The organism is Pseudomonas sp. TWR3-1-1 (genome assembly GCF_049896545.1).
In the GTDB taxonomy this organism is placed as follows: Bacteria; Pseudomonadota; Gammaproteobacteria; order Pseudomonadales; family Pseudomonadaceae; genus Aquipseudomonas; species Aquipseudomonas weihenstephanensis.
Genome location: NZ_JAFCUO010000001.1, coordinates 1,027,501 through 1,048,958 on the forward strand (window position 1 = coordinate 1,027,501; position 21,458 = coordinate 1,048,958).

Here is a 21,458-nt window from a genome sequence, read left to right on the forward strand (position 1 = left end):
TCCAATGCGTGTGTGGTTTTTAAGTGCTGCTCTGGCCCTGATGTGTATGGCGCAGAACGCAGCGGCGGGAACAATCTTGATCGTTGGCGATAGTATCAGCGCGGGTTTCGGCCTGGATACCCGTCTGGGCTGGGTCTCTTTGCTTGAGCAGCGACTGAGCAAGGAAGGTCATGACGATAAAGTGATCAATGCCTCCATCAGTGGCGATACCAGTGCCGGCGGGCTGGCGCGTTTACCGGCGCTGCTTGCAGAGCATAAACCGGATGTGGTGATTGTCGAATTGGGTGGCAATGACGGGTTGCGCGGGCAACTGCCTGCTCAATTGAAACAGAATCTTGCAAGCATGATCGAAGCCTCGCAACAGGCGGGGGCCAAAGTGTTGCTGTTAGGTATGCAGTTACCGCCCAATTATGGTGCGCGTTATACCCAGGCATTTGCGGCGGTTTATGGTGAGTTGGCCAACGAGAAAAAGGTCGCGCTGGTGCCGTTTCTGCTGGAGGGCGTGGGGGGTAAACCCGAGCTGATGCAGGCTGATCGCATTCACCCGGCGGCCGGGGCACAGGGGCTTTTGCTGGATAATGTGTGGCCAGTGCTAAAACCGCTGCTTTGATGCTTTTCTAGTGGCAGCGTTTCGGCTAAGGTGGCGCCCCCCCGATTTGGAGCCCCTGATGTCGCGTCCTGCCTGGTCTTTATATGCCTATCAACTGATCGAGCCCGATGAACAGCTCGATTTGTTCGCCTGCCAGGAGGTACGGGTGCATTTGGTGACGCGTCAATTGGAGCTGGGAGGCACGATTGACCGCACATTATGTGGCTCGTTACTGCCTGCGCAGCCTCGTTGGTCCGATGTCACCCGCAAGGTTTTTCAAGACCAGCGGCTGTGCCCGCTGTGCCGCGCAATCATTGAATCGCAACGCCGTGGCACCGAGCCGATCTGGCCTGAGTTGCGCTTTGAACTATGATCTACCTCGTCTGAGTGTTTCGGCGTGGTACGCCGCCTCCTGATCCCGGCAGGCTGCGTGTACACTCCCATTTTTGTCCCCCGTTGATTATGCGAAGGATGTTCCGGATGTTGTCGCGCCTACCTGCCGTCACCCGCTATCTGTCAGTTGCCGCCCTCTGTGTTGCGGGCCCTGTGAGTGCTCTCGAATTCCCGCTGCCGCCGCCTGGCGACGATGTGGTGGGTGAGGTGCAGGTCATCCAGGGCAGGTATGAAGACTCCTTTGCAGACCTGGGCAATGAGTACGAACTGGGCTATTCGGAAATGATTGCAGCCAACCCTGGCGTGGATGCCTGGTTGCCGGTCAAAAAGAACCTCGACGGGACAATTGTCGACACCAATATCGTGTTGCCAACGCAGTTCATTCTGCCGCCAGGCAAGCGTGAGGGGATCGTGATCAACCTGGCCGAGTACCGGTTGTACTACTTCCCCAAAGACCAAAACAAGGTCTATACCTTTCCGCTGGGCATTGGCCGTGAAGGCTGGGGATCGCCTCTGGGTCAGACCAAAATCACCGCCAAGACGCCTAATCCGACGTGGACACCGCCGGCCTCGATCAAGGCTGAGCATGCCAAAAATGGCGATCCGCTGCCCAATGTCGTGCCTGCTGGCCCGGACAATCCCCTGGGGCCCTTCAAGTTCACCCTCGGCATGCCCGGTTATTTGATTCATGGCTCCAACGCCAAGTTTGGTATTGGCACGGGCACCAGTCATGGCTGCTTTCGCATGTTGAATAAAAACGTGCTTGAAATGTCGCAGATGGTGCCGGTCGGCACACCGGTGCGCATCATCAACGAGCCTTATAAAATTGGTTTCAGCAACGGCAGGGTTTACCTGGAAGTGCATGAACCGCTGAATGTCAAAGATGGCTCTCTCGTCGCCAAGAGCGACAAGTCTCATCTGACACCAGAAGATTTGCAGAACAAATACGCAGGCTTTATCAATTTCCTGCTCAAGCACAAAGAACTGGAAAACAGCATTCAAATCGACAAAGACAAAGCGTTCGCGGTGGTGGGTGCTGAAACCGGAATACCGCAAGAAATTGGCGTTACTACGACCGTTATGCCTTCGACCGATGAAGGACAGTCGCTCGACTACGTGCAGTAAGCGTTCAACTAATAGCCGCCGCAGTTAACACTTCGGCGGCTTTTTTTTACCTGTTGATAAAGCATCAGGCAAAAAAAAGCCGACCCATAAAATGGATCGGCTTGGTAACAGCCCCGAAGGACTATTACTTGCGGCTTGCTTTTTCAAGCATGCGCAGAGCACGTTCGTTTGCTTCATCAGCAGTCTGTTGTGCTTTTTGAGCAGCAGCCAGTGCTTCGTCAGCTTTACGGTAGGCTTCGTCAGCACGAGCCTGGGAACGTGCTGCTGCATCTTCAGTTGCAGTCAGACGGGCTTCAGTTTCTTTAGATACGCTGCTGCAACCGGTAGCCAGAACTGCGGCCAATGCCAGAGCAGAGAATTTCAGAACGTTGTTCATCGTGTTCCCCTTCAAGGACTTTCTAATTGAAGCTGCTCCTTCAACATGAGGAAACAGCCGGCGTACATACTACCCATTACTTGTAGTAAGTAAACTGACCTAGCGCAAGAACCAAAAAAAATAATTGGTAATGGCTGGTCATGGGCTAGCTTTAACAGATTGTGCTTGAAAAACAGTCAGTTTGACGCACTAAGCACAGCGCCCTATATGAGGTCGAGCCCTAAGGTTTCAAGTGACTTTAGTCCAGGGTTCACGTCATAGCCTCAACGTTCCGTAAAAAGGTTCAGTTGTGCTGCGCATTAACGAGCGATTCAAGCGTGCGTTTGGTCGTAGCGCATGAGCATTTATTCCGAGGTTGGCTACTCTTTATGCAGGCTTGGCACCTTGGTTTTTGCAGGCGCTATCAGGCTGGGTGCCGGGTGGTTCCCTCGACGGAAAAACATCAGTAAGGTAGGGGTCACGGTTCAAGACCCGCGAGGAATAATGATGAGCGAGGCGCTGTCTATCCACCATGACCAGGCAGGTCACCAGTTTGAGACCACTGTCGACGGTCATCGTGCCTACCTGACCTACATGGATCTGGGTAAGCAGACGCTGGATATCTACCGCACATTTGTACCCAATGCCTTGCGTGGACGCGGGATTGCGGCTGCTTTGACCGAGCAGGCCCTTGAGTATGCAGAGCGCATGGGTTACGAAGTCATTCCTTCCTGCTCATATGTTGAGCGCTACATGGAACGCCATAAGCGCGCTCAAGCCAAAACCTGATGTCGCCTGAGCCGTGCCCTCCTATGGCGGTGTTGACCTGTATCAAAGCTGTGTCCTGACCCCTCGCTTAGGCTGTTAGCAAGCGGGGGAGGTTGTCGACTGGCCGCTGAACTCGGGTTAATCACTGTAAGGAGAGGCATCGCATATGATCCGTGAAGTCGAAGGTGACATTTTGCTGAGTGACGCGAAGGTGATTGCTCACGGTATTGCACCCAAGGACCCGTTCGATACCGGTTTGGCCCTGGCCTTGCGTGAGCGCTGGCCGTCTTTGGTTGCCGATTATCGACACGCCGCTCATAGCAAAGCACCGAACCCGGGTGAAATCTGGTGCTGGTCCGGTGTAGACGAACAGGGCTCGGTGCGCAGCATTGTTAACCTGATCACCCAGGATTCCCTGCACGCAGGCCATGCGGCCAAACCGGGCAAGGCGACCTTGAAGAACGTGGGTCACGCGTTGCGCGAGCTGGCTGAATACATCCGCAGTGAAAGGATCCACAGCGTAGCCCTGCCGCGCTTGGCCACCGGGGTTGGCGGCCTGGAGTGGAGTGATGTCAAACCGTTGGTGGAGAAGCACCTCGGTGAGCTCGACAGTCAGGTGATTGTGTACGAGGTTTTTCGCAAGGGCCTCAAAGCCGATGAGCGCTTAACCTGACCCCCTATTTTTGGATTGGATAAGTGGCTGCATTACCCCCGCGAGAGCCTCTCTCTCGCGGGGTTTTTGTGTGCGCAACGGTTTGATCAGCCATTTTTTGATCTGTGTCTAAGGTGTGCCTGAGGTGATGCTGTATTTATTTGAACCATCCGCAGTTCTTTTAAGGAAATCTCATGACCGATAGGGTCACGCGCACTGACACGGTAAAACCCGCTGCAAAAACTGCCGGACGTACACCGCGCACGCGACGCGTTAAAGCAGGGGATGTTGCTCCCACGCAAAAAGCCGCTCAACTTGAGCGCTATGTCGTTGATGACAGAGTCCAATCGCGTCAGGCGGCCACCAGCGCTGCCGTAAAGGACATCTTGCAGCAGATCCCTCAAGGCGATACGCAAGCACTGATCAAGACCTTGGGCACGTTGATGACGGGGCTGTCCCCCGACGATGCGGTTGTGCTGCGCAATGCGTTACTCAGCCAGGAAAGCGAATCGGTGTTTCATCAGCGCCCCCTGCACCCTGACGATCAATTGGCGCCGGACTGGCGCAAAGGTAATTACCCGTACAAAAATCTGATGTCGCGCCGCAACTACGAGCGCGAAAAATACCGCCTGCAAGTGGAGTTGCTTAAGTTACAGGCGTGGGTGAAAGAGACAGGCCAGAAGGTGGTCATTCTGTTTGAGGGTCGCGACGCGGCAGGCAAGGGCGGCTCGATCAAGCGTTTCATGGAACACCTCAACCCACGGGGCGCACGGATTGTGGCCCTGGAGAAACCCAGCGAAGTCGAACGCGGACAATGGTATTTCCAGCGTTATGTGCAGCACCTGCCCACGGCCGGTGAAATCGTCATGTTTGACCGCAGTTGGTACAACCGTGCCGGGGTCGAGCGGGTGATGGGGTTTTGCACGGATGATGAATACCTGGAGTTCATGCGTCAGGCGCCTGACTTCGAACGCATGTTGGCGCGTAGCAACGTTCATCTGATCAAGTTTTGGTTCTCGGTCAGCCGTGAAGAGCAACGCCGACGCTTTAAGGAGCGCGAGAAGCACCCGCTCAAACATTGGAAACTCAGCCCGATCGATCTGGCGTCACTGGACAAGTGGGACGATTACACCAAGGCCAAAGAGGGGATGTTCTCGTACACCGACACTGCCGATGCGCCGTGGACGGTGATCAAGTCCAACTGCAAGAAACGCGCGCGTCTGAGCGCCATGCGCTATGTGCTGCACAAGTTGCCGTATGCCGACAAGGATTTGAAGGGTATTGGCGCGCTGGATCCGCTGATCGTTGGCCGCGCTAACGTGGTGTATGAGCGGGGCGAGCGCAGGGCCACCATCCCGTTGTAGGCGCGAGCGTGCTCGCGTCTACAACAGGCCGCAGGAGGGCTTGATCAGGCGCGAGCGCGCTTTGGCAGTACATCCTTGAGCTTGGCATGCATGCTGCGCAAGGTGCTTTCAGTGCTGGCCCAGTCGATACAGGCATCGGTGATCGACACGCCGTACTGCAAATCTTCAAGGTTTTTAGGAATCGCCTGGCAACCCCAGTTCAGGTGGCTTTCAACCATCAAACCGATGATGGACTGATTGCCTTCGACGATCTGGTTTGCAACGTTTTCCATGACCAGCGGCTGCAGTGCCGGGTCTTTGTTGGAGTTGGCGTGGCTACAGTCGACCATGATGTTGGGGCGAATCTTGGCTTTGTTCAGCGCTTGCTCGCACACGGCGACGCTGACCGAGTCATAGTTGGGCTTGCCATTGCCGCCGCGCAGCACGACGTGGCCATAGGCGTTGCCTTTGGTGGTCACAATCGACACGCCGCCTTCCTGGTTAATGCCCAGGAAACGATGCGGGCTGGAGACCGACTGCAAGGCGTTGATCGCAACGGTCAGGCCGCCATCGGTGCCGTTCTTGAAGCCAACCGCCGAAGACAGGCCTGAAGCCATTTCACGGTGCGTTTGCGACTCAGTGGTACGCGCGCCAATGGCGGACCAGCTGATCAGGTCTTGCAGGTATTGCGGGGAGATCGGGTCCAGGGCCTCAGTTGCCGTCGGCAGGCCCATTTCGGCCAGGTCCAGCAGCAGCTTGCGGCCAATGTGCAGGCCGTCCTCGATCTTGAACGAGTCATCCAGGTACGGGTCGTTGATCAGGCCTTTCCAGCCCACCGTGGTCCGTGGCTTTTCGAAATACACGCGCATCACCAGGTACAGCGTGTCGCTGACTTCAGCGGCCAGTGCCTTGAGACGCTCGGCGTACTCATGGGCAGCCTTGATGTCGTGGATCGAGCAAGGCCCGATGACAACGAACAGGCGATGGTCTGTGCCATCCAGGATGTTGCGAATCACCTCACGGCCTTTGGTCACGGTCTGCAACGCGGTTTCACGCAGAGGCATCTCGCGCTTGAGCTGTTCAGGTGTGATCAGGGTTTCGTTGGAGGCAACGTTTAGGTCGTCGATCGGTAAATCAGCCATCGTGTTACTCGTCAGGTCACGGGTGCCGGCCGCCAGCGATCCCCGTGCGGCGGAGCACAGCATGATTGAGCGCAACGGGGAGCCGAACCTTAACGCGTTAAGCGGTTATCCGACAATGGGCACACGCAGGTTTAATCCAGCGCTGACTGCGCCAGTGCTCTGTCCAGCGTGGCTTGAGAGAATTCCACCGCGTTCAGGCTGATCCATTCCAGGGCCAGGGCTTCGATGTTGTCCTGAGGCGGGTTTTGTTGCTGTTGCAGCCGGTAATAGTGTTCGATCTGGCAGACCTGTTCACCCATGCGCGCGCCAAACAAGGTTTGGGGATCAGTGAAGGCAATACCGACGCGATAGCCAGGCGCCCGTTTTTCACACCAGGCGATATAGCCCGCGTAGTGGGCGTCGTTGCCCAGCGTAGGCATATGCATGTCGACCGCCGCGCCCCGCTTCCAGCCTCGATCACTGTTGCATGCGACGCCGCCCAGGCTGATAGAGTGCAGCTTGCGGCGGGAAAGGGCAGGGTGTTTACGGGGCGTTATCTCAGCGGGAATATCATCTGGGTGAGGTAGAAAACGACCCATGAACGCACACTCCAAGTGCCAGCACTTTGATATTGTTTTCCTCAGTATAGTGATTGAAATGGAACTGACTGACTTTGATGCGGACCAGCACCTTTTGAATTTGCCGGGTACATCGCTGGTGGTGTTTACCAGCGCCGGGTGTTCGAGTTGCCGGACCGCGCGGCGCCTGTTGCCGAGCATGACGTTGCCCCTCGATCGCCTGTGCTGGATCGATGCCGGTGAAAACGGCGGGTTGGTGGCCCGCTACGAAATTTTTCATCTGCCCACGCTGTTGGTGGTGCGCGACGGCGAGTTTTATGGCGAGTTGAAGTCGCGCTTGAGTGAAGGCGAGCTGGCACACCACATTCGCCTCGCCTTGATGAGTAAACCTGATGAACTGCCTTGAAGCGGTGGTTGATCAATCCTGAAAACTGGCGGAGGCGGCATGAGTAAAGGCTTGAAGGGCAAGTTGGTATTGGCCATTTCGTCGCGCGCACTGTTTGACTTGAGCGAAAGCCATCAGGTGTACCTGACCCAAGGCATTGAAGCCTATCGCCAATATCAGATCGAGCATGAAGATGAAGTGCTGGAGCCGGGGGAGGCATTCCCTCTGGTCAAAAAACTGTTGAGCTTCAATGCAAGCCTGGGCCGTGATCGCGTCGAAGTGGTGCTGGTGTCGCGCAACAGTGCCGATACCGGTTTACGCGTATTCAATTCGATTCAGCACTACGAGTTGGCCATTTCGCGCGCCGCCTTTTCGGGTGGGCGTAACCCGCACCCTTATCTCAACGCCTTTGGCTGTGACCTGTTCCTGTCCACCCACGCGGATGATGTCCGCAGTGCGCTGGATGCAGGGTTCGCCGCTGCGACGATTTTGGCCGGGGGCACGCGGCGTGCACAAAGCAATGAGCTGCGAATAGCCTTCGACGGTGACGCGGTGCTGTTTTCCGATGAGGCTGAGCGCGTCTATCAGGCGGGCGGCATTGAGGCGTTTCAGGTGCTGGAACGTGAGTCCGCGCGCAGCCCTTTAAGGGGCGGGCCGTTCAAAGGCTTTCTTGAGGCGCTCAACCTGTTGCAGCGTGAATTCCCTGACGATGCTTGCCCGATTCGTACAGCGTTGGTCACAGCGCGCTCAGCGCCCGCGCATGAGCGGGTGATTCGCACCTTGCGCGATTGGGATATCCGGCTGGATGAGTCATTGTTTTTGGGCGGGCTGGACAAGTCGGCGTTTCTGGAGGCCTTTGCCGCCGATGTCTTTTTCGATGATCAGGCGGGGCATTGCGAAAGGGCGCGCCAAGTCGTTGCCACCGGTCACGTGCCCCACGGCATCAGCAACCCATTGCGTGATTTGCCCGCCGACTGAGTGCAGCGATGTTAGCCATCGCACTTGCCATGGCGCTGCTAAGCTCAATCCATCTCGGCCATTCAGGCAGTCGGGGAGGTCGCATGATTCGCTCGATACTGTTTGCCACTGACCTCGGTATTTATGCGCCGGTGGTGATGCAGCACGCCTTGGGCATGGCACGCACATTCGGCGCTGACTTGTATGTCGTACACGCGGTTGAACCGATGGGATTGTTTGCAGAATCAGTGTTGCAAAGTTACCTCGATGAGCAGGCGTTCAATGACCTGCACCAATTGGGCATGAGCACCATGCTCTCGAACATCGAATCACGCGTACTGGACAGCCTTCGCGAAGAGTTGGGCGAAGGCGAGCAAGAGCTTGACCTGATTCGCTCGGTCAAGGTGATACAAGGCGAGCCAGCGCAGGTGATTTTACAGCAGTCGCAGAGCTTGTCGGTTGACCTGCTGGTGCTGGGCAGTCATGGCCAGCCTGCCGGGGGCATTACGCATTTGGGGCGTACAGCCGCGCGGGTGATCGAGTTGGCTCAAATGCCGGTCTACCTGGTGCCGCTTCTTCAGCGTCGACGTCGCACTGATGCATAAAGGGTGGGCGCCGCTAAAACGATAAAAAAGTTCTAGATTTATTCTTCTTACCTTCCATATAGTTATATACCGCCGCCGATACCCTTGGCGTCTATTTGCTTTGAGGGATGCATATGAAGCTTCAACAATTGCGCTACATCTGGGAAGTGGCGCACCACGACCTCAACGTTTCCGCCACTGCGCAGAGCCTTTACACCTCACAGCCGGGTATCAGCAAACAGATTCGCCTGCTTGAAGACGAGTTGGGCGTCGAGGTTTTTGCCCGTAGCGGCAAACACCTGACCCGCGTCACACCGGCCGGTGAACGCATCATCACCACGGCCGGCGAAATTTTGCGCAAGGTTGAAAGCATCAAGCAAATCGCCCAAGAGTTTTCTAACGAGAAAAAGGGCACGCTGTCGATTGCCACGACGCACACCCAGGCGCGTTACGCTTTGCCCCCTGTTATCAGCAATTTCATCAAACAATACCCGGATGTTTCGCTGCACATGCATCAGGGTTCGCCGATGCAAATTGCAGAGATGGCCGCTGATGGCACGGTTGATTTTGCAATTGCCACCGAGGCTCTGGAGTTGTTCGGCGATCTGGTGATGATGCCGTGCTACCGCTGGAACCGCTGCGTGGTGGTGCCGCAAGGTCATCCGTTGACCAAATTGCCAAAGCTGACCCTCGAAGCGCTGGCTGAATACCCGATCGTGACCTACGTGTTCGGCTTCACCGGCCGCTCCAAACTTGATGAAGCATTCAGCCATCGCGGCCTCACGCCCAAAGTGGTATTCACTGCCGCCGACGCCGACGTGATCAAGACCTATGTGCGCCTGGGTCTGGGTGTGGGCATCGTGGCCAAGATGGCCGTTGATACCCAGCTTGATAAAGACTTGGTAGTACTGGACGCCAGCGAACTGTTTGAGTCCAGCATCACCAAAATTGGCTTCCGTCGCGGTACTTTCCTGCGCGGGTTTATGTGCGACTTTATCGAAAAGTTTGCCCCCCACCTGACCCGCGAAGTCATGGCTAAAGCCATCCAGTGCCATAACAAGCAAGAGCTTGAGGACCTATTTGAAGGGGTTGAATTGCCCGTGCATTAAGTGCTTGGAGCTACACGCGCTCTGCAAGGCTGCGGGTGAACTGTGCAACCTTGCAGAGGCAGTTGGTCAGAGGCAAGGGTTCAGGTCGCACTTATCCTGAACCCCCGGTCTAGAGGGTTATTGCTGTGCGTTGCGTGTATGGCGGTATTCACTGATTGAGTCATAGACCGCCTTGCGCAGGCGATTGATACCACCAATCGGCCGGTGCGCCTCGATGCCATGCCACGGGCTGAACGACAGGTTGTCACAGGCCAGGTTTTGGCTCGGGGTGTCAAAGTCTTGCGCTGGCACGGTCACACGCGCCACCGTTTCAAACGGTGCATCCGATTCACGCCATTCGATACTGGTGTCTTCGATAGGCATGAATCGGTTGGCGTTCTGACGCTGAATTTGCAGCACGAAACACGCAGGTACACGGTCGGTCGACAGTTGCCGGGTCAGTGCGCTGCGCAAAAAATTAGGCAAGGCCTGGTTTTGCTCGGGCAGGGCATAGGCTGGGCAACTGTCAGGATCGGGCGCTACGCGGTACTTGGCGTTCACGCTGCCAAATTTGTAAGGCGATACCGAAAAGTAGGTGGTTTGAGTCGGGCTGGCCGGAGCCGGTGCCAGTGTGGCCAGGGCAATGAACAGGTGGCGAACTTGCCATTCCTTCGGGTTCCATGAAGGAAAAAACGCCATGACTTTTTTGCCGTCGGCCTGTGCGCCAATGTTTTGCCGGTACTCGGCCACATCGCTGACAAAGAAGTTGGGATGGTTGAACATCACAAAATCCTGTTCGTTGCGACCTTGCTGGCTCGGCATCAGTTGAGTGCCGGGTACTGCTTGCAGCTTGATCGCCATGCCCCGCGCATCACGAATGCTGTCGAACTGTGGATACGCATTGCCATTGGACAGGCGCATTACCGCTTGCCAGGTTTTGCCTGGTTCGGCAAACACCCCTTGGCGCAACGCCGGCTCAAGATCTGTCAGCACCTGAACCTCGGCTTTGACGCAGCCGTGGGCCTTGGCATGGGCATCGCGCAGGTAGCGGGTGTTTTCACGGTGTTGATCCACGATTTTGATCGCGGTCTGGATCGTGTCTTGAGTCATCGCGGCTTCACCCGCCGGGATTTCTTCCTGGGTAGACACCGGGCCTCGGTGTTGCCACGCGTACCAGCCGGTGGCCATTGCCCAGCCGATCAGACCCAGCGCGATCAACATCACAATCAACGTGCCCAGCCACGTGCCGAGGCGAAGCCAAAGTTTAGTCAGCATGTAAATATCCTTTTAGCCAAAGAGGCGGTGCGTGTAAGAGGGCACCTCATGGTGTGGGCAATTGTTGTTCGAGCGGGCTGCCCAAGACTTTCAAATACTCCAGCAGCGCCCAACGTTCCTCAGGTTGCAGCAGACGCCCGATGACGCCATTGCCGCGTGGCCCGGGGCGGAACTCGTGGCCGCTGTTGTGGTTGCCGCTGATACGGGTGTCGAGCACAAACCCGCCCTCAAATGCGGTGGTGCGATACCCCAGGTGGCGCGGGTCGTATTCAAACGTACCGCGATAAAAGGTCGGGTCCCGTTCGGACTGAGGTGACAGCAGTTGATAGAGGGTTGGCACCGATCCGTTGTGCAAATACGGCGCCGTGGCCCATATGCCATCCAGAGGCCGGGCTTTGTACGCGCGCACTTCCTGTACCGCAATCGGCAGGCCAAAACCATTGAGGCGGTCTTGCTCTTGCGCGCTGATCCCCGCTACGCCGTACGCATGCTTTTCAACAAACGCGGTGATGTAGGCCAGCCCTTTGGCCACGGACAATGCGTGCAAGTCCAACGGTTCGTCGGTCTCGGGAAACAGCGTCACGTTCATTTTGGCCAACTCGGTCGGGTCCCATTGCAGGGCGCTGACGTCATAGCGGTTATCGGCGATGTTGTTGGCGGTATTGGGGTCCGTCCCGATGAACTCAAGCGGGATGACCTTGAGTTGTTGTACCCCGCGGCCATTTTCATCCTTGACCTGCGGGACGTGGCACCCCGCACAATTTTCAGCAAACAGGGCACGGCCTTTGGCCGCCAGAGGGCGATCTACCTGACCAAAAAGCGCTTCAGGCCACGCCGGTGGTTTGAGCTTTTGCAGGGTTTGTTCGATCACATGCAAGTCATGCACGCGCACGCTCGACGGATAGCGAGCGTCACCTTGCAGCGGCTGGCCGTGGCTGTCGAAGAAGTTCAGCGTTGCACCTACGCCCAGTGCTTCGCCGATGTTGCGCGCCATAGGCTGTTTGGCCGAGGCGTTCCATTGCACCCAGTCGAATGTCCACATATCCCACAGATGCGGGTAATCGACTGGCGCGTTCGCGATGCGGTAGTTGTCCGGGGAAATAGCGTCACCAAAGCTTGCGTTGGCAATGCGCCCGAAAGCATCCGTACGGCCGGGGCCTTCCTGTGTGGGGTACAGGCCGCGATGGGTGTCGTTCCAGGCCACCGCGAGGAAGTTGTCCAGTGAGGCTTTGAACTCGCTGCGCAGTTGAGTGTGCTGCGCCTCATAGTCGTCACCCAACACGGTGCGTGCGAAGCGCTCAAATTTCCACGGGTTGTAGTAGGTGGCTGCCAGGCTGGCGACCAGTGCTTGCCCAAAACTGCCGCCGCGCAAGGTGGGTACGCTTGAAGGCAGGACGTGTTGCGCCGGAGCGCCATCAATGCGCAGCGCCTGGCCGTTGTAATGCAGTTCACCGGTGTGGCAGGCCGCGCAGGTGATGTCCAGATACTGGACGTCGCTGCCCGGGTTGGTGTGACGAGTAAAGCCTACGGGCAAATTGCCAGGGTTGGCGACGCTGGCTTTTTGTTGCGGCTCCACCAGAAACCCGAAGCGCGCCAAGTACTCAGGGGCTGCAAACGGTTGCTTGGAAAACGGCAGCTCCAGCGCGCTGAACCAGTTATAGCGCAAGCCTTTCACTTGCGTGCCTTGGGGCGTGTAGTAGTAGGTCTGGCGGTCGGCCTGGCTCCATTGATCAAGGTAATGCAGTTGTTGCGGCGCTTTATAGGTCGGTAATTTGGGGTTGGCAGTGAAATACACAATCAGGCCAAGCAACCCTCCCAGGGCCGCCAGCAGTACCAGCAAAACACGGTAAAACAGACGCACAGTCATGCTCCTTATAAGATTTTTCACACTCTTATGCCTTAGCTCATGTCTGTCATCAAGTGGCCATAAGTTCCCTCTGAATAATCCAGGCCAGGCTTGACAGGTGCCCAGATGTGTTAGCAAAAGTTACGCTGAATATGAATTGTGTTTTAAGCGTGAACTTCTGCGCCATTTACCGCTCTCATGCCGGTAGCCATTGGTCGCGGCCGCCTGATAAGCTCGCGGCTTTATTCGATTGCCCATTTGGCGCATGAACAAGGAAATAGCATGAAACAGCATCGGTTGGCGGCAGCTGTGGCTCTGGTAAGCCTGGTACTGGCGGGTTGTGATTCGCAGACCAGCGTAGAGCTGAAAACTCCGGCGCAAAAAGCTTCTTATGGCATTGGCCTGAACATGGGCAAGAGCCTGGCTCAAGAGGGCATGGATGATCTGGACTCCAAAGCCGTTGCTTTGGGCATCGAAGATGCCGTGGGTAAAAAAGAGCAAAAGCTTAAGGATGACGAGCTGATCGAAGCTTTTTCTGCCCTGCAAAAGCGTGCAGAAGAGCGCCTGACCAAGATGAGCGAAGAAGCGTCATCTGCGGGTAAAAAATTCCTCGAAGAAAATGCCAAGAAAGCCGGTGTGACCACCACAGCTTCTGGCTTGCAGTATGAAGTGATCAAAAAAGCCGACGGCCCTCAGCCTAAGGCCACAGACGTGGTGACCGTTCACTACGAAGGCAAGCTGATTGACGGCAAGGTGTTCGACAGCTCCGTTGAACGCGGCAGCCCGATTGATTTGCCAGTGAGCGGCGTGATCCCGGGTTGGGTTGAAGGCTTGCAACTGATGCACGTCGGCGAGAAGTACAAGTTGTACATTCCTAGCGAACTGGCTTACGGCGCACAAAGCCCAAGCCCGGCCATCCCGGCGAACTCGGTGTTGGTATTCGATCTGGAACTGTTGGCCATCAAAGACCCGGCCAAAGCTGAGCAAGAAACTGCACCGGCAGCCCCTGCCAGCAAATAAGCGGTTCTGGCTTCACGTAACGCCCCGTCTCGACGGGGCGTTTTCGTTTCTGTAGTTCTATTCCTACGCGCCTGATGAACCCGATGCAGACTATTACTTCACCCGTAATCCTCTGTCGCTAGTGGTTGCTGACTGCCAAGTCAATGAATTTATGGGTTTTTTTATGTGTGTAAAAAACGCCCGATCTGAGCGCAGCCCTTATGGTGCGGGGCTTTCAGCGATGAAAATCAGCTCTGTTCACAAGGTTATCCACAATTTGTGTGGATAACATTTGTCATTCTTCGGGCTGTTTATCCTCACTCAATGATTTTTTCCTACGCAAGATCAAAAACCCCAGAGACCTTATCCGCTGTTAGGATTAAGCTTCTAAGGAAAGTTCCGACTCGATTTACTTAAAAGTCTGACGGGGTTTAGTAATGGATCTTCAAATTATCAAGCGCAATGGTGAGCCCGAGTACGCGGTTTTGTCATGGGAAAGCTATCAGGCACTCCTCACAGCGGCGGGTCTTAATCAGCCGTCGGCCCCTGTTGAACCAATACCGGCGCCCTCCACCGAGCAGGTGCTACCAGGGCTTGATCAATTGCGCACTCTGCGCGAAGCCAAGGGGCTGGCGCTTGAAGCGTTGGCCCGTACGGTAGGCATCAGCCCGTCTTACCTGAGCATGATTGAAACCGGAGAGCGAAAGCCCGACAGCGCCATCAGTCGCAGCCTGGGTTGGGAACTTGGCATTGCCGGGTGGAGGGACGCGTCATGAGCGTACGCATCAGTCGTCAACATTGGGAAGGTTTACTGACTGAGCTTGACCAGGCGCGTCGACAGCGCCACTTGCTGACCTATCGCGCGTTGCTGGAGCGTTTGCAACTGCCCAGTCCAGCCATGTTGACCCTGACCGCTGCGCTTGAGCATTTGGCGGCCCTGGACGCCAAATCGGAACAGCCGCTGCGCAGCTCGCTGGTGATCAGCCAGGGAGCCAGCCGCTTGCCGCGCACTGGTTTTTTTGAATGTGTTGAGCGGCTAGGACGTTTTAGCGGGCCGCCTGATGGTATTGCAGCGGCTTCATGGCACGCCTCCGAGGTGGTCCGCGTTTTTGAGTACGCTTATGAACACGAGGAGGCTTGAGTGGTGTGGCGTCTTAAGGCGCGCTTAAGCTACTGGGTGGCGCGCAAGTTGTTCCACTGGCCGTGGTGTGTACGCCAGCCACGGCTGTGGCGCTGGATGGAGGGTCAATTCGCGCGCATGGCGAACTTGGGCGATACCGATGCTCAAAGCTTCTATGGGCACATTCTGGCCTTTCGCGGGCAAGGGCTGGGCGCCAAGCAGGAGGGTGTGCGCTTGTTGCGACTGGCAGGTCTGGCGGGCGATGGCAAAGCAGCGTATCAAGTGGGCGCTTTCAGCCTGGCGGGCAGCGTGAATAAAGCCCCGGATGCTGCTGAAGCGGTTCGCTGGTGGACAATGGCCGCCAAGGCGGGTCATCCGCTGGCGTCCATCAAGCTGGTGGAGTTATATCAGCAGGGCGGCCCAGGGTTGATGCCGGATCCCGATCTGGCACGGCGCTACCAACGCGACGCGAATTAAGTCAGCTCAGTGGCCAATAAAAAGGGCGGATCGCATAATGCGACCCGCCCTTTTTACATTGAGTGAACGCCGGTGTAGTCGCTAAGGCGCTTAGCGACGCGACGGGTTCTGTTTTAGCGTTTGGCCACCTGACCATTAAGCTTGAGGTAGTCCAACAGAATCCGCCCGGTTTCACTCAGGTAGGCGTCATCTTCCGGTTTAGTCTTTTCAGGTTCTACCGGCAGGGCGTCTTCGTCTTCTTTCTTCATTTCTTTGAGTGGCGCTTCACCTTTGGCCTTGCGACGGGCGTTTTCCATCGCCAGTTGCTTGGCTTCAATGTCTGCATGTTGCGCGCGGCGCTCAGCTTCATTGAGGCTGACGGTCTTCTCGCTCATCAGCTTTTCGGCCAACGCCAGCTTGTCACGGATAAAGATGAACTCGGCATCTTTGGCCGTGCGCGCATCATGATCAGCCTTGAGCTGAGCAATGAATGGCTTGAACGGGTCAGAAGCAGGTTTGATGGCCGGGCGGATGGTGTCCCACGGCATGGCTTCAGGCAGTGCGCTTTCGCCGATTTCCTTGGTGTCGATGATCGACGGGAAGGCGACGTCAGGCAGGACGCCCTGGTGCTGGGTGCTCTGGCCGGAAACCCGGTAGAACTTGGCCAGGGTCAGTTTCAGTTCGCCGTGATTGAGCGGCTGAATGGTTTGCACTGTTCCTTTGCCGAAGGTCTGACCGCCGATGATCAGTGCGCGGTGATAGTCCTGCATGGCACCGGCAAAAATTTCAGAAGCCGAGGCTGACAAACGGTTAACCAACAGTGCCATCGGGCCTTTGTAGAACGCGCCAGGGTTTTCATCTTCAAGGACATCGACTTTGCCGTCGGCATTACGCACCAGCACGGTTGGGCCTTTGTCGATAAACAGGCTGGTCAGTTCTGTCGCTTCCTGCAACGAACCGCCACCGTTGTTGCGCAAGTCGATGATCACACCGTCGACTTTTTCTTTCTGCAATTCGGTCAGCAGTTTTTTAACGTCGCGAGTGGTGCTCTTGTAGTTCGGATCACCGGCACGGAATGCTTTGAAGTCCAGATAGAACGCCGGGATTTCAATCACGCCCAGTTTGTAGTCTTTGCCATCCTGTTTCAGGTTGAGAATCGACTTTTTCGCCGCTTGCTCTTCAAGCTTCACGGCTTCACGGGTGATGGACACGATTTTGCTGGTCTGGTCATTTGGCGCGTTGCTGGCCGGAATCACTTCCAGGCGCACCACAGAGCCTTTAGGGCCGCGAATCAGCTTGACCACTTCGTCCAGGCGCCAGCCGATCACGTCGACCATCTCTTTGTCGCCTTGGGCAACTCCGACGATTTTGTCCGCCGGAGCCACTTGCTTGGTCTTGTCGGCAGGGCCTGCCGGCACCAGACGCACGACCTTCACCTGATCGTTATCGCTTTGCAACACGGCGCCGATGCCTTCCAGCGACAGGCTCATGTTGATGTCGAAGTTTTCCGCGTTATCGGGTGACAGATAGTTGGTGTGCGGGTCGTAAGACATGGCGAAGGTATTGATATACGCCTGGAAGATGTCTTCGCTGCGCGTCTGATCGAGGCGCGAGAGTTGATTCTTGTAGCGCTTGGTCAGCAGTTCCTGAATTTTTGCAGGCTCTTTGCCAGCAATTTTCAGGCGCAGGACTTCGTCCTTGATGCGTTTGCGCCACAGGTCATTGAGTTCGGCTTCGGTTTTGAGCCACGGTGCGTCCTTGCGGTCGATCTCCAGCGCTTCTTTTGCGTTGAAGTCGAACGAATCGACGCCCTTGTTCAGTTCGGCAAGGGCAAAGTCCAGACGCGATTTGACACGGTCCAGATAGCGCTTGTAGATCGTGAAGCCAGGGTTGAGGTCGCCGCTTTTGAGGAAATCGTCAAATTGGGTTTTCCATTTGTCGAATTCGGCTATATCACTGGCCAGGAAATAACTGCGCGAAGGATCGAGCAGCTTCAGGTAGCTGTCATAAATGATCGCGGAACGCGCGTCATCCAGTGGCGGCTTGCTGTAATGATGGCGTTTGAGCAGCTCAACAACGTTAAGACTGGCAATTACCTCATCACGATCGGGCTGAAGGTTATCCCAACTGTTAGCGGCGAATGTATTGGCCGACAGCGGCAAAACGCCGAGGCCAATGAATAGGGCGAGTGCGGTGCTAGGGAATAAATGCTTCATGCTGATTCGACGCGGGGGCAATTGATAACGCATATTAGGCCGTCTTTGAAGTCGCCGGTTCCATCAAGGACCGGTCGCATAATGCAAAAAGCCCGGTGCTTCAGCGCCGGGCTCAGTCCAGACTCACTATGGAGGCACTGTGAAAGCATTGCAAGGCGTTGAAGGTCAGGTGAAGTGGCTAGAAGAGCCAAGTCCTACCTGTGATGCAGGACAAATTCGGATTCGTGTGGCGGCAGCGGGGCTTAATCGTGCCGACCTTTTACAACGTGCGGGGCTGTATCCGCCACCACCGGGGGCGAGCCAAGTGTTGGGGCTTGAGTGCTCCGGGATCGTCAGCCAAGTAGGACCTGGCTCGTCATGGCAGGTCGGCGACCGCGTATGCGCGTTGCTGGCCGGGGGCGGCATGGCTGAAGAAGTAGTCGTGGATGCGCGCCATGCGCTGGCGGTGCCAGAAGGTTTGTCTCTGGTTGAAGCGGCAGCTGTGCCAGAGGTCTACAGCACCGCGTGGCTGAACCTGTTCCAGCTCGCGGGCCTGCGCCCCGGTGAAAAAGTGCTGTTGCACGCTGGGGCAAGTGGTGTTGGATCAGCGGCTATTCAGCTGTGCAAAGCGTTTGGCAGCCCGTGCTGGGTGAGTGTGGGGTCTGAGGAGCGACTGGCATATTGCCAATCCTTGGGCGCTCAGGGTGGGGTAGTACGCACCGAGGGGATTGATGCGCTGGGCGCATTTGGCCCCTTCGATGTCATCCTCGATCCGGTGGGCGCCAATTACGCTGCCAACAACCTTAAGCTGCTGAATCTGGATGGCCGTTGGGTGCTGATTGGCCTGATGGGTGGGCGCAATGCGCAACTGGATTTGGCCCAAGTGCTGGCCAAGCGGGTGCAATTGCTGGGTTCGACGTTACGCAGCCGCGATGATCAGTTCAAGGCGCAACTGTTAAGTGAGTTGAACCAACACGTGTGGCCCTTGTTTACAGAGGGTCGCTTGAGCCCGCAACTGGCCAAGACCTTCCCGGTAGAGCAGGCAGAAGCCGCGTTTAATGAGCTGGCGGACAATAACGTGTCAGGCAAGTTAGTGTTATTGATTGATAAAACACTTGTTTAATCGCCTCTTGGTATATAGCGGCCTGTGATGTAAAGAGAGGGGCGTATTGGCTGCGCCTCTCTAGCACCACGGGATGTGCTTAGCCTCATTCCTCTCGTTGCTTCTAAGTAACCCCCGATGTTTAGCAGGTGACCTGTCATTTCTGACAGTAGACAGTGCATGGCAATAAGAGTGCAGTAGCACTGTGCTCGCGGATCATTAAACGAAACGGTGCGAGTTCTAGGTTGCTCTTGGGAATGGCCGGTAGGCCTACGTTGTCATCATGCGTGTTAACTGTATGTAGGCAAAACATGAATCAAAAAAATAAGTCGTCAGCCAATAATCTGAATGAACATCGCATACCGTTAATTCAACTTCGAGTGCCTGATGTTATAGACCCTGCCGATCCTGAGGGTTTACTCCCAAGTGGTTCGGATACGAAAGACCTTCACGCTTACGTCGATACCCTGTGGATCAACCCGGCAGAAGCGCCAGAGTATGACATTATTAAATGGTATTGGGCGCCAGAGAAAATGGACCCCGCCGATGAGAGTTATTGCGCAGGCACTGTTGTTTTGTTAGGGGATATTGATCCCGCGTTGTTTCCTTATAAATTAGTGTATGACAAATCTTTATTGCAACAGGATGGCGGGTATGACCTGTGGTACACCGTCACCAACTCGGGGACTGGCGTGACCGATACGTCGGTTGAGAAAAAACTGACGGTTGATACTCAAGCGCCTAGTTACGATAAGCAAGCAGGCGCCCTGATACCCCCTGGCGATTTGATGGGTGTGATCACCGATGCTTATTTAGACACGCATGACGATAAAGTTGAATACTCACTTCCATTGCCTCTTTATACGGGGGCTCATGAGCGTGATGTAGTGTCTTTATATTGGTTTGACTCTAATCCAGCGATCGGGCTACCGGTGGCTGAGTACACTGTCTCTCAAGCGGATATCGACGCGAATGACGTTAGGGTTTATTTGACAGGCGATGTCATCCGGGCGGCCCAGAAGAATGGGACTTTTTACGCGGGCTATAAGTTGAGGGATCGTGCGGGCAATGAAACGCTGAACGTCTCTAAAGAAGTCAGTGCCGTGGTAGCGCTGACGCCTTGGCCAAGCATTCTTCCTCCTCCTACAGTTCCCCTGTTTGAAGACGATTCGCTGATTCATCGGGCGGATGCGCGCTCAGGCGTATACGCACATATAGACTGGATCGTCGACACTCAGCCTGGGGATTTGATTGCGTTTGAGTGGGATGGCATTGCACTGTCAGCGGTAGTGGCTAACTTTCCTTTGGCTGTATTCGTACCGTGGAGTGTCATGGTTGCTAATGGACTGGGGCCTCGTAGCGTACAGGTCGGTTATAAATTGGTACGTGGCTCAAGTTCAAAACTGTCCCCCAGCCTATCTGTAAACATTAATTTTACCGTGGCCGGACAGGACCACCCGGGCGCGCCAGCTTTGGTAAACCCTTTGCTGAATCACGTTGTGGTGAGGGGTAAATCCGGGGTTCCTAACGTACTTAAAGCCACCGATAAAGATTTCCCCGTGAAGGCGAGTCTGCTTCTTTATCAAAACCCAGTGGTTGGACAAACGCTGGTGCTTTATTGGGGTACTTGGGCCACTGTTGCTGGTACGTATACGATCAAGACGGGTGACAGTGCAGGGCAGGAGATTTTTTTTACAGACATTCCCTGGACCCTTATCGATTCAGAACCTAACAACCTGGCGTTACCGGTGTACTACTCCACGAGCAATGGCGTGAACCAGCAGCACGCGTCTAACACATTGGTCAGCGTACAAGTTGAAACCATTGATGATTTATCGATGCCTGAATTTCCCGGTGCTGACAAATGGGGCTATATCAATTGCTCCAGCCTAGAGAAACCCTGGGATGGTATTCGGGTCAGAATTGTTTTCACGGGAGGTTATTTTGAATATGGTGATGAGCTGCGAGTATTTTGGCAAGGATGCAGTAATTTTAATGGTACGGACCCTATCGCAGGAACTGACAAGGAAATTGTACTTTCTGTGCAGAGGGTTCATGTAACTCAAGGGTATGCAGATGTCACGGTAGCGCCCTATGAACCTCATATAAAACCGATCGTAGAGGGTTCAGGACGGGTGTATTACACACTTACCAAGAAAGATGGTCGTTTTGGAGAGGCACGTGCAGACTTTGTGAAAATCACAAGGGTGGTTCCTGGAGGTGATCCTTGCGAGCCACCAGTAAATAGATAGACAACCTGTACCCGGAAGTGCTCAACACTCCGTCAGTGTCTAAGGCAGCAAATTAACAGGCCATAATTTATTTAATAAGTACGAGTCTTCAAAGGGGGGCGTGCGCGGATGTAACGCTGTGGGCTGTCAGAATTCGAATGGGCGACATGTTTGAAGCGCGCGTCGCAGGGGGCTCTTCATTTTAGAAGAGGGGAGGTGATTAAGCAGTTTATGAAATTGTTGTTTAGGCGAGTGTTGCACCCATCCTATTGTTTACACCCAATGCAGTAATCATC

Annotated in this window: 22 protein-coding genes; 16 read left to right on the forward strand and 6 right to left on the reverse strand. The window is 55.5% G+C overall.

Annotated features, from left to right (window positions below; all coding sequences use genetic code 11):
• The first annotated feature begins 4 nt into the window (after positions 1–4).
• The 3 genes from ACP7A4_RS04925 (at position 5) to ACP7A4_RS04935 (ending at position 2,107) form a co-directional block, all read left to right on the forward strand.
• On the forward strand, positions 5–610 hold the full coding sequence (locus tag ACP7A4_RS04925; protein WP_426245787.1) for an arylesterase: 606 nt from the start codon (positions 5–7) through the stop codon (positions 608–610).
• Between the two features lie 58 nt (positions 611–668).
• Positions 669–962, forward strand: coding sequence for a hypothetical protein (locus ACP7A4_RS04930; protein WP_048365224.1), 294 nt, complete (start codon positions 669–671; stop codon positions 960–962).
• Between the two features lie 107 nt (positions 963–1,069).
• The gene (locus ACP7A4_RS04935) at positions 1,070–2,107 is read left to right on the forward strand and encodes a L,D-transpeptidase family protein (protein ID WP_059764291.1); all 1,038 of its coding nucleotides are present in this window, start codon (positions 1,070–1,072) and stop codon (positions 2,105–2,107) included.
• A gap of 124 nt (positions 2,108–2,231) precedes the next feature.
• On the opposite strand, the gene oprI is transcribed toward ACP7A4_RS04935, so the two are convergent.
• A complete protein-coding gene (gene oprI / locus ACP7A4_RS04940; protein ID WP_003172710.1) occupies positions 2,232–2,483 on the reverse strand; it encodes an outer membrane lipoprotei OprI in 252 nt (83 codons plus the stop codon).
• A 486-nt stretch (positions 2,484–2,969) separates the two neighbouring features.
• Here oprI and ACP7A4_RS04945 point away from each other — a divergent pair, with 486 nt between their 5' ends.
• The 3 genes from ACP7A4_RS04945 to ppk2 all read left to right on the forward strand — a co-directional run bounded on the left by ACP7A4_RS04945 (position 2,970) and on the right by ppk2 (position 5,246).
• Positions 2,970–3,251, forward strand: a complete 282-nt coding sequence (locus ACP7A4_RS04945; protein WP_048365226.1) for a GNAT family N-acetyltransferase — start codon at positions 2,970–2,972, stop codon at positions 3,249–3,251.
• 145 nt (positions 3,252–3,396) lie between these two features.
• Positions 3,397–3,903, forward strand: coding sequence for a macro domain-containing protein (locus tag ACP7A4_RS04950; protein WP_426245790.1), 507 nt, complete (start codon positions 3,397–3,399; stop codon positions 3,901–3,903).
• 173 nt (positions 3,904–4,076) lie between these two features.
• A complete protein-coding gene (gene ppk2 / locus ACP7A4_RS04955) occupies positions 4,077–5,246 on the forward strand; it encodes a polyphosphate kinase 2 (protein ID WP_420877429.1) in 1,170 nt (389 codons plus the stop codon).
• 44 nt (positions 5,247–5,290) lie between these two features.
• Here ppk2 and ACP7A4_RS04960 read toward each other — a convergent pair whose 3' ends face one another.
• Positions 5,291–6,367, reverse strand: coding sequence for a 3-deoxy-7-phosphoheptulonate synthase (locus ACP7A4_RS04960; RefSeq protein ID WP_059764364.1), 1,077 nt, complete (start codon positions 6,365–6,367; stop codon positions 5,291–5,293).
• Positions 6,368–6,498: 131 nt separating this feature from the next.
• Positions 6,499–6,945 (reverse strand): PilZ domain-containing protein, encoded by a 447-nt coding sequence (locus ACP7A4_RS04965; protein ID WP_059764286.1) that lies wholly within the window; start codon positions 6,943–6,945, stop codon positions 6,499–6,501.
• On the opposite strand from ACP7A4_RS04965, the gene ACP7A4_RS04970 reads away from it, so the two are divergent.
• The 4 genes from ACP7A4_RS04970 to cysB all read left to right on the forward strand — a co-directional run bounded on the left by ACP7A4_RS04970 (position 6,944) and on the right by cysB (position 9,959).
• Positions 6,944–7,330 carry a thioredoxin family protein gene (locus ACP7A4_RS04970; protein WP_059764284.1) on the forward strand — a complete coding sequence of 129 codons (387 nt, stop codon included), beginning with the start codon at positions 6,944–6,946 and terminating at the stop codon, positions 7,328–7,330. The genes ACP7A4_RS04965 and ACP7A4_RS04970 overlap by 2 nt on opposite strands.
• A gap of 39 nt (positions 7,331–7,369) precedes the next feature.
• Positions 7,370–8,287: a 5'-nucleotidase gene (locus ACP7A4_RS04975; protein ID WP_203302691.1), complete on the forward strand. Its 918-nt coding sequence runs from the start codon at positions 7,370–7,372 to the stop codon at positions 8,285–8,287.
• Positions 8,288–8,370: 83 nt separating this feature from the next.
• Positions 8,371–8,871 carry a universal stress protein gene (locus tag ACP7A4_RS04980; RefSeq protein WP_048398855.1) on the forward strand — a complete coding sequence of 167 codons (501 nt, stop codon included), beginning with the start codon at positions 8,371–8,373 and terminating at the stop codon, positions 8,869–8,871.
• A gap of 113 nt (positions 8,872–8,984) precedes the next feature.
• Positions 8,985–9,959, forward strand: a complete 975-nt coding sequence (gene cysB, locus ACP7A4_RS04985) for an HTH-type transcriptional regulator CysB (RefSeq protein WP_048365233.1) — start codon at positions 8,985–8,987, stop codon at positions 9,957–9,959.
• A gap of 117 nt (positions 9,960–10,076) precedes the next feature.
• On the opposite strand, the gene ACP7A4_RS04990 is transcribed toward cysB, so the two are convergent.
• Together ACP7A4_RS04990 and ACP7A4_RS04995 are read right to left on the reverse strand one after the other, a co-directional pair.
• Positions 10,077–11,213 carry a catalase family protein gene (locus ACP7A4_RS04990; protein WP_426245795.1) on the reverse strand — a complete coding sequence of 379 codons (1,137 nt, stop codon included), beginning with the start codon at positions 11,211–11,213 and terminating at the stop codon, positions 10,077–10,079.
• Positions 11,214–11,259: 46 nt separating this feature from the next.
• On the reverse strand, positions 11,260–13,074 hold the full coding sequence (locus tag ACP7A4_RS04995; RefSeq protein WP_426245905.1) for a di-heme-cytochrome C peroxidase: 1,815 nt from the start codon (positions 13,072–13,074) through the stop codon (positions 11,260–11,262).
• Positions 13,075–13,341: 267 nt separating this feature from the next.
• On the opposite strand from ACP7A4_RS04995, the gene ACP7A4_RS05000 reads away from it, so the two are divergent.
• The 4 genes from ACP7A4_RS05000 (at position 13,342) to ACP7A4_RS05015 (ending at position 15,655) form a co-directional block, all read left to right on the forward strand.
• A complete protein-coding gene (locus ACP7A4_RS05000) occupies positions 13,342–14,079 on the forward strand; it encodes an FKBP-type peptidyl-prolyl cis-trans isomerase (RefSeq protein ID WP_048365236.1) in 738 nt (245 codons plus the stop codon).
• A 416-nt stretch (positions 14,080–14,495) separates the two neighbouring features.
• A complete protein-coding gene (locus ACP7A4_RS05005; protein WP_059764278.1) occupies positions 14,496–14,834 on the forward strand; it encodes a helix-turn-helix domain-containing protein in 339 nt (112 codons plus the stop codon).
• A complete protein-coding gene (locus ACP7A4_RS05010) occupies positions 14,831–15,199 on the forward strand; it encodes a hypothetical protein (protein WP_048365238.1) in 369 nt (122 codons plus the stop codon). The genes ACP7A4_RS05005 and ACP7A4_RS05010 overlap by 4 nt, the downstream gene beginning before the upstream one ends.
• Positions 15,200–15,655, forward strand: a complete 456-nt coding sequence (locus tag ACP7A4_RS05015) for a sel1 repeat family protein (protein WP_059764276.1) — start codon at positions 15,200–15,202, stop codon at positions 15,653–15,655. It abuts the gene before it with no gap.
• 113 nt (positions 15,656–15,768) lie between these two features.
• Here the strand turns inward: ACP7A4_RS05015 and ACP7A4_RS05020 are convergent, their stop codons facing one another.
• On the reverse strand, positions 15,769–17,850 hold the full coding sequence (locus ACP7A4_RS05020) for a carboxy terminal-processing peptidase (RefSeq protein WP_165599943.1): 2,082 nt from the start codon (positions 17,848–17,850) through the stop codon (positions 15,769–15,771).
• A gap of 139 nt (positions 17,851–17,989) precedes the next feature.
• Here ACP7A4_RS05020 and ACP7A4_RS05025 point away from each other — a divergent pair, with 139 nt between their 5' ends.
• Together ACP7A4_RS05025 and ACP7A4_RS05030 are read left to right on the forward strand one after the other, a co-directional pair.
• On the forward strand, positions 17,990–18,952 hold the full coding sequence (locus tag ACP7A4_RS05025) for a zinc-binding dehydrogenase (RefSeq protein ID WP_203302695.1): 963 nt from the start codon (positions 17,990–17,992) through the stop codon (positions 18,950–18,952).
• A gap of 290 nt (positions 18,953–19,242) precedes the next feature.
• On the forward strand, positions 19,243–21,183 hold the full coding sequence (locus tag ACP7A4_RS05030; protein ID WP_203302696.1) for a hypothetical protein: 1,941 nt from the start codon (positions 19,243–19,245) through the stop codon (positions 21,181–21,183).
• The last annotated feature ends 275 nt before the right edge of the window (positions 21,184–21,458 follow it).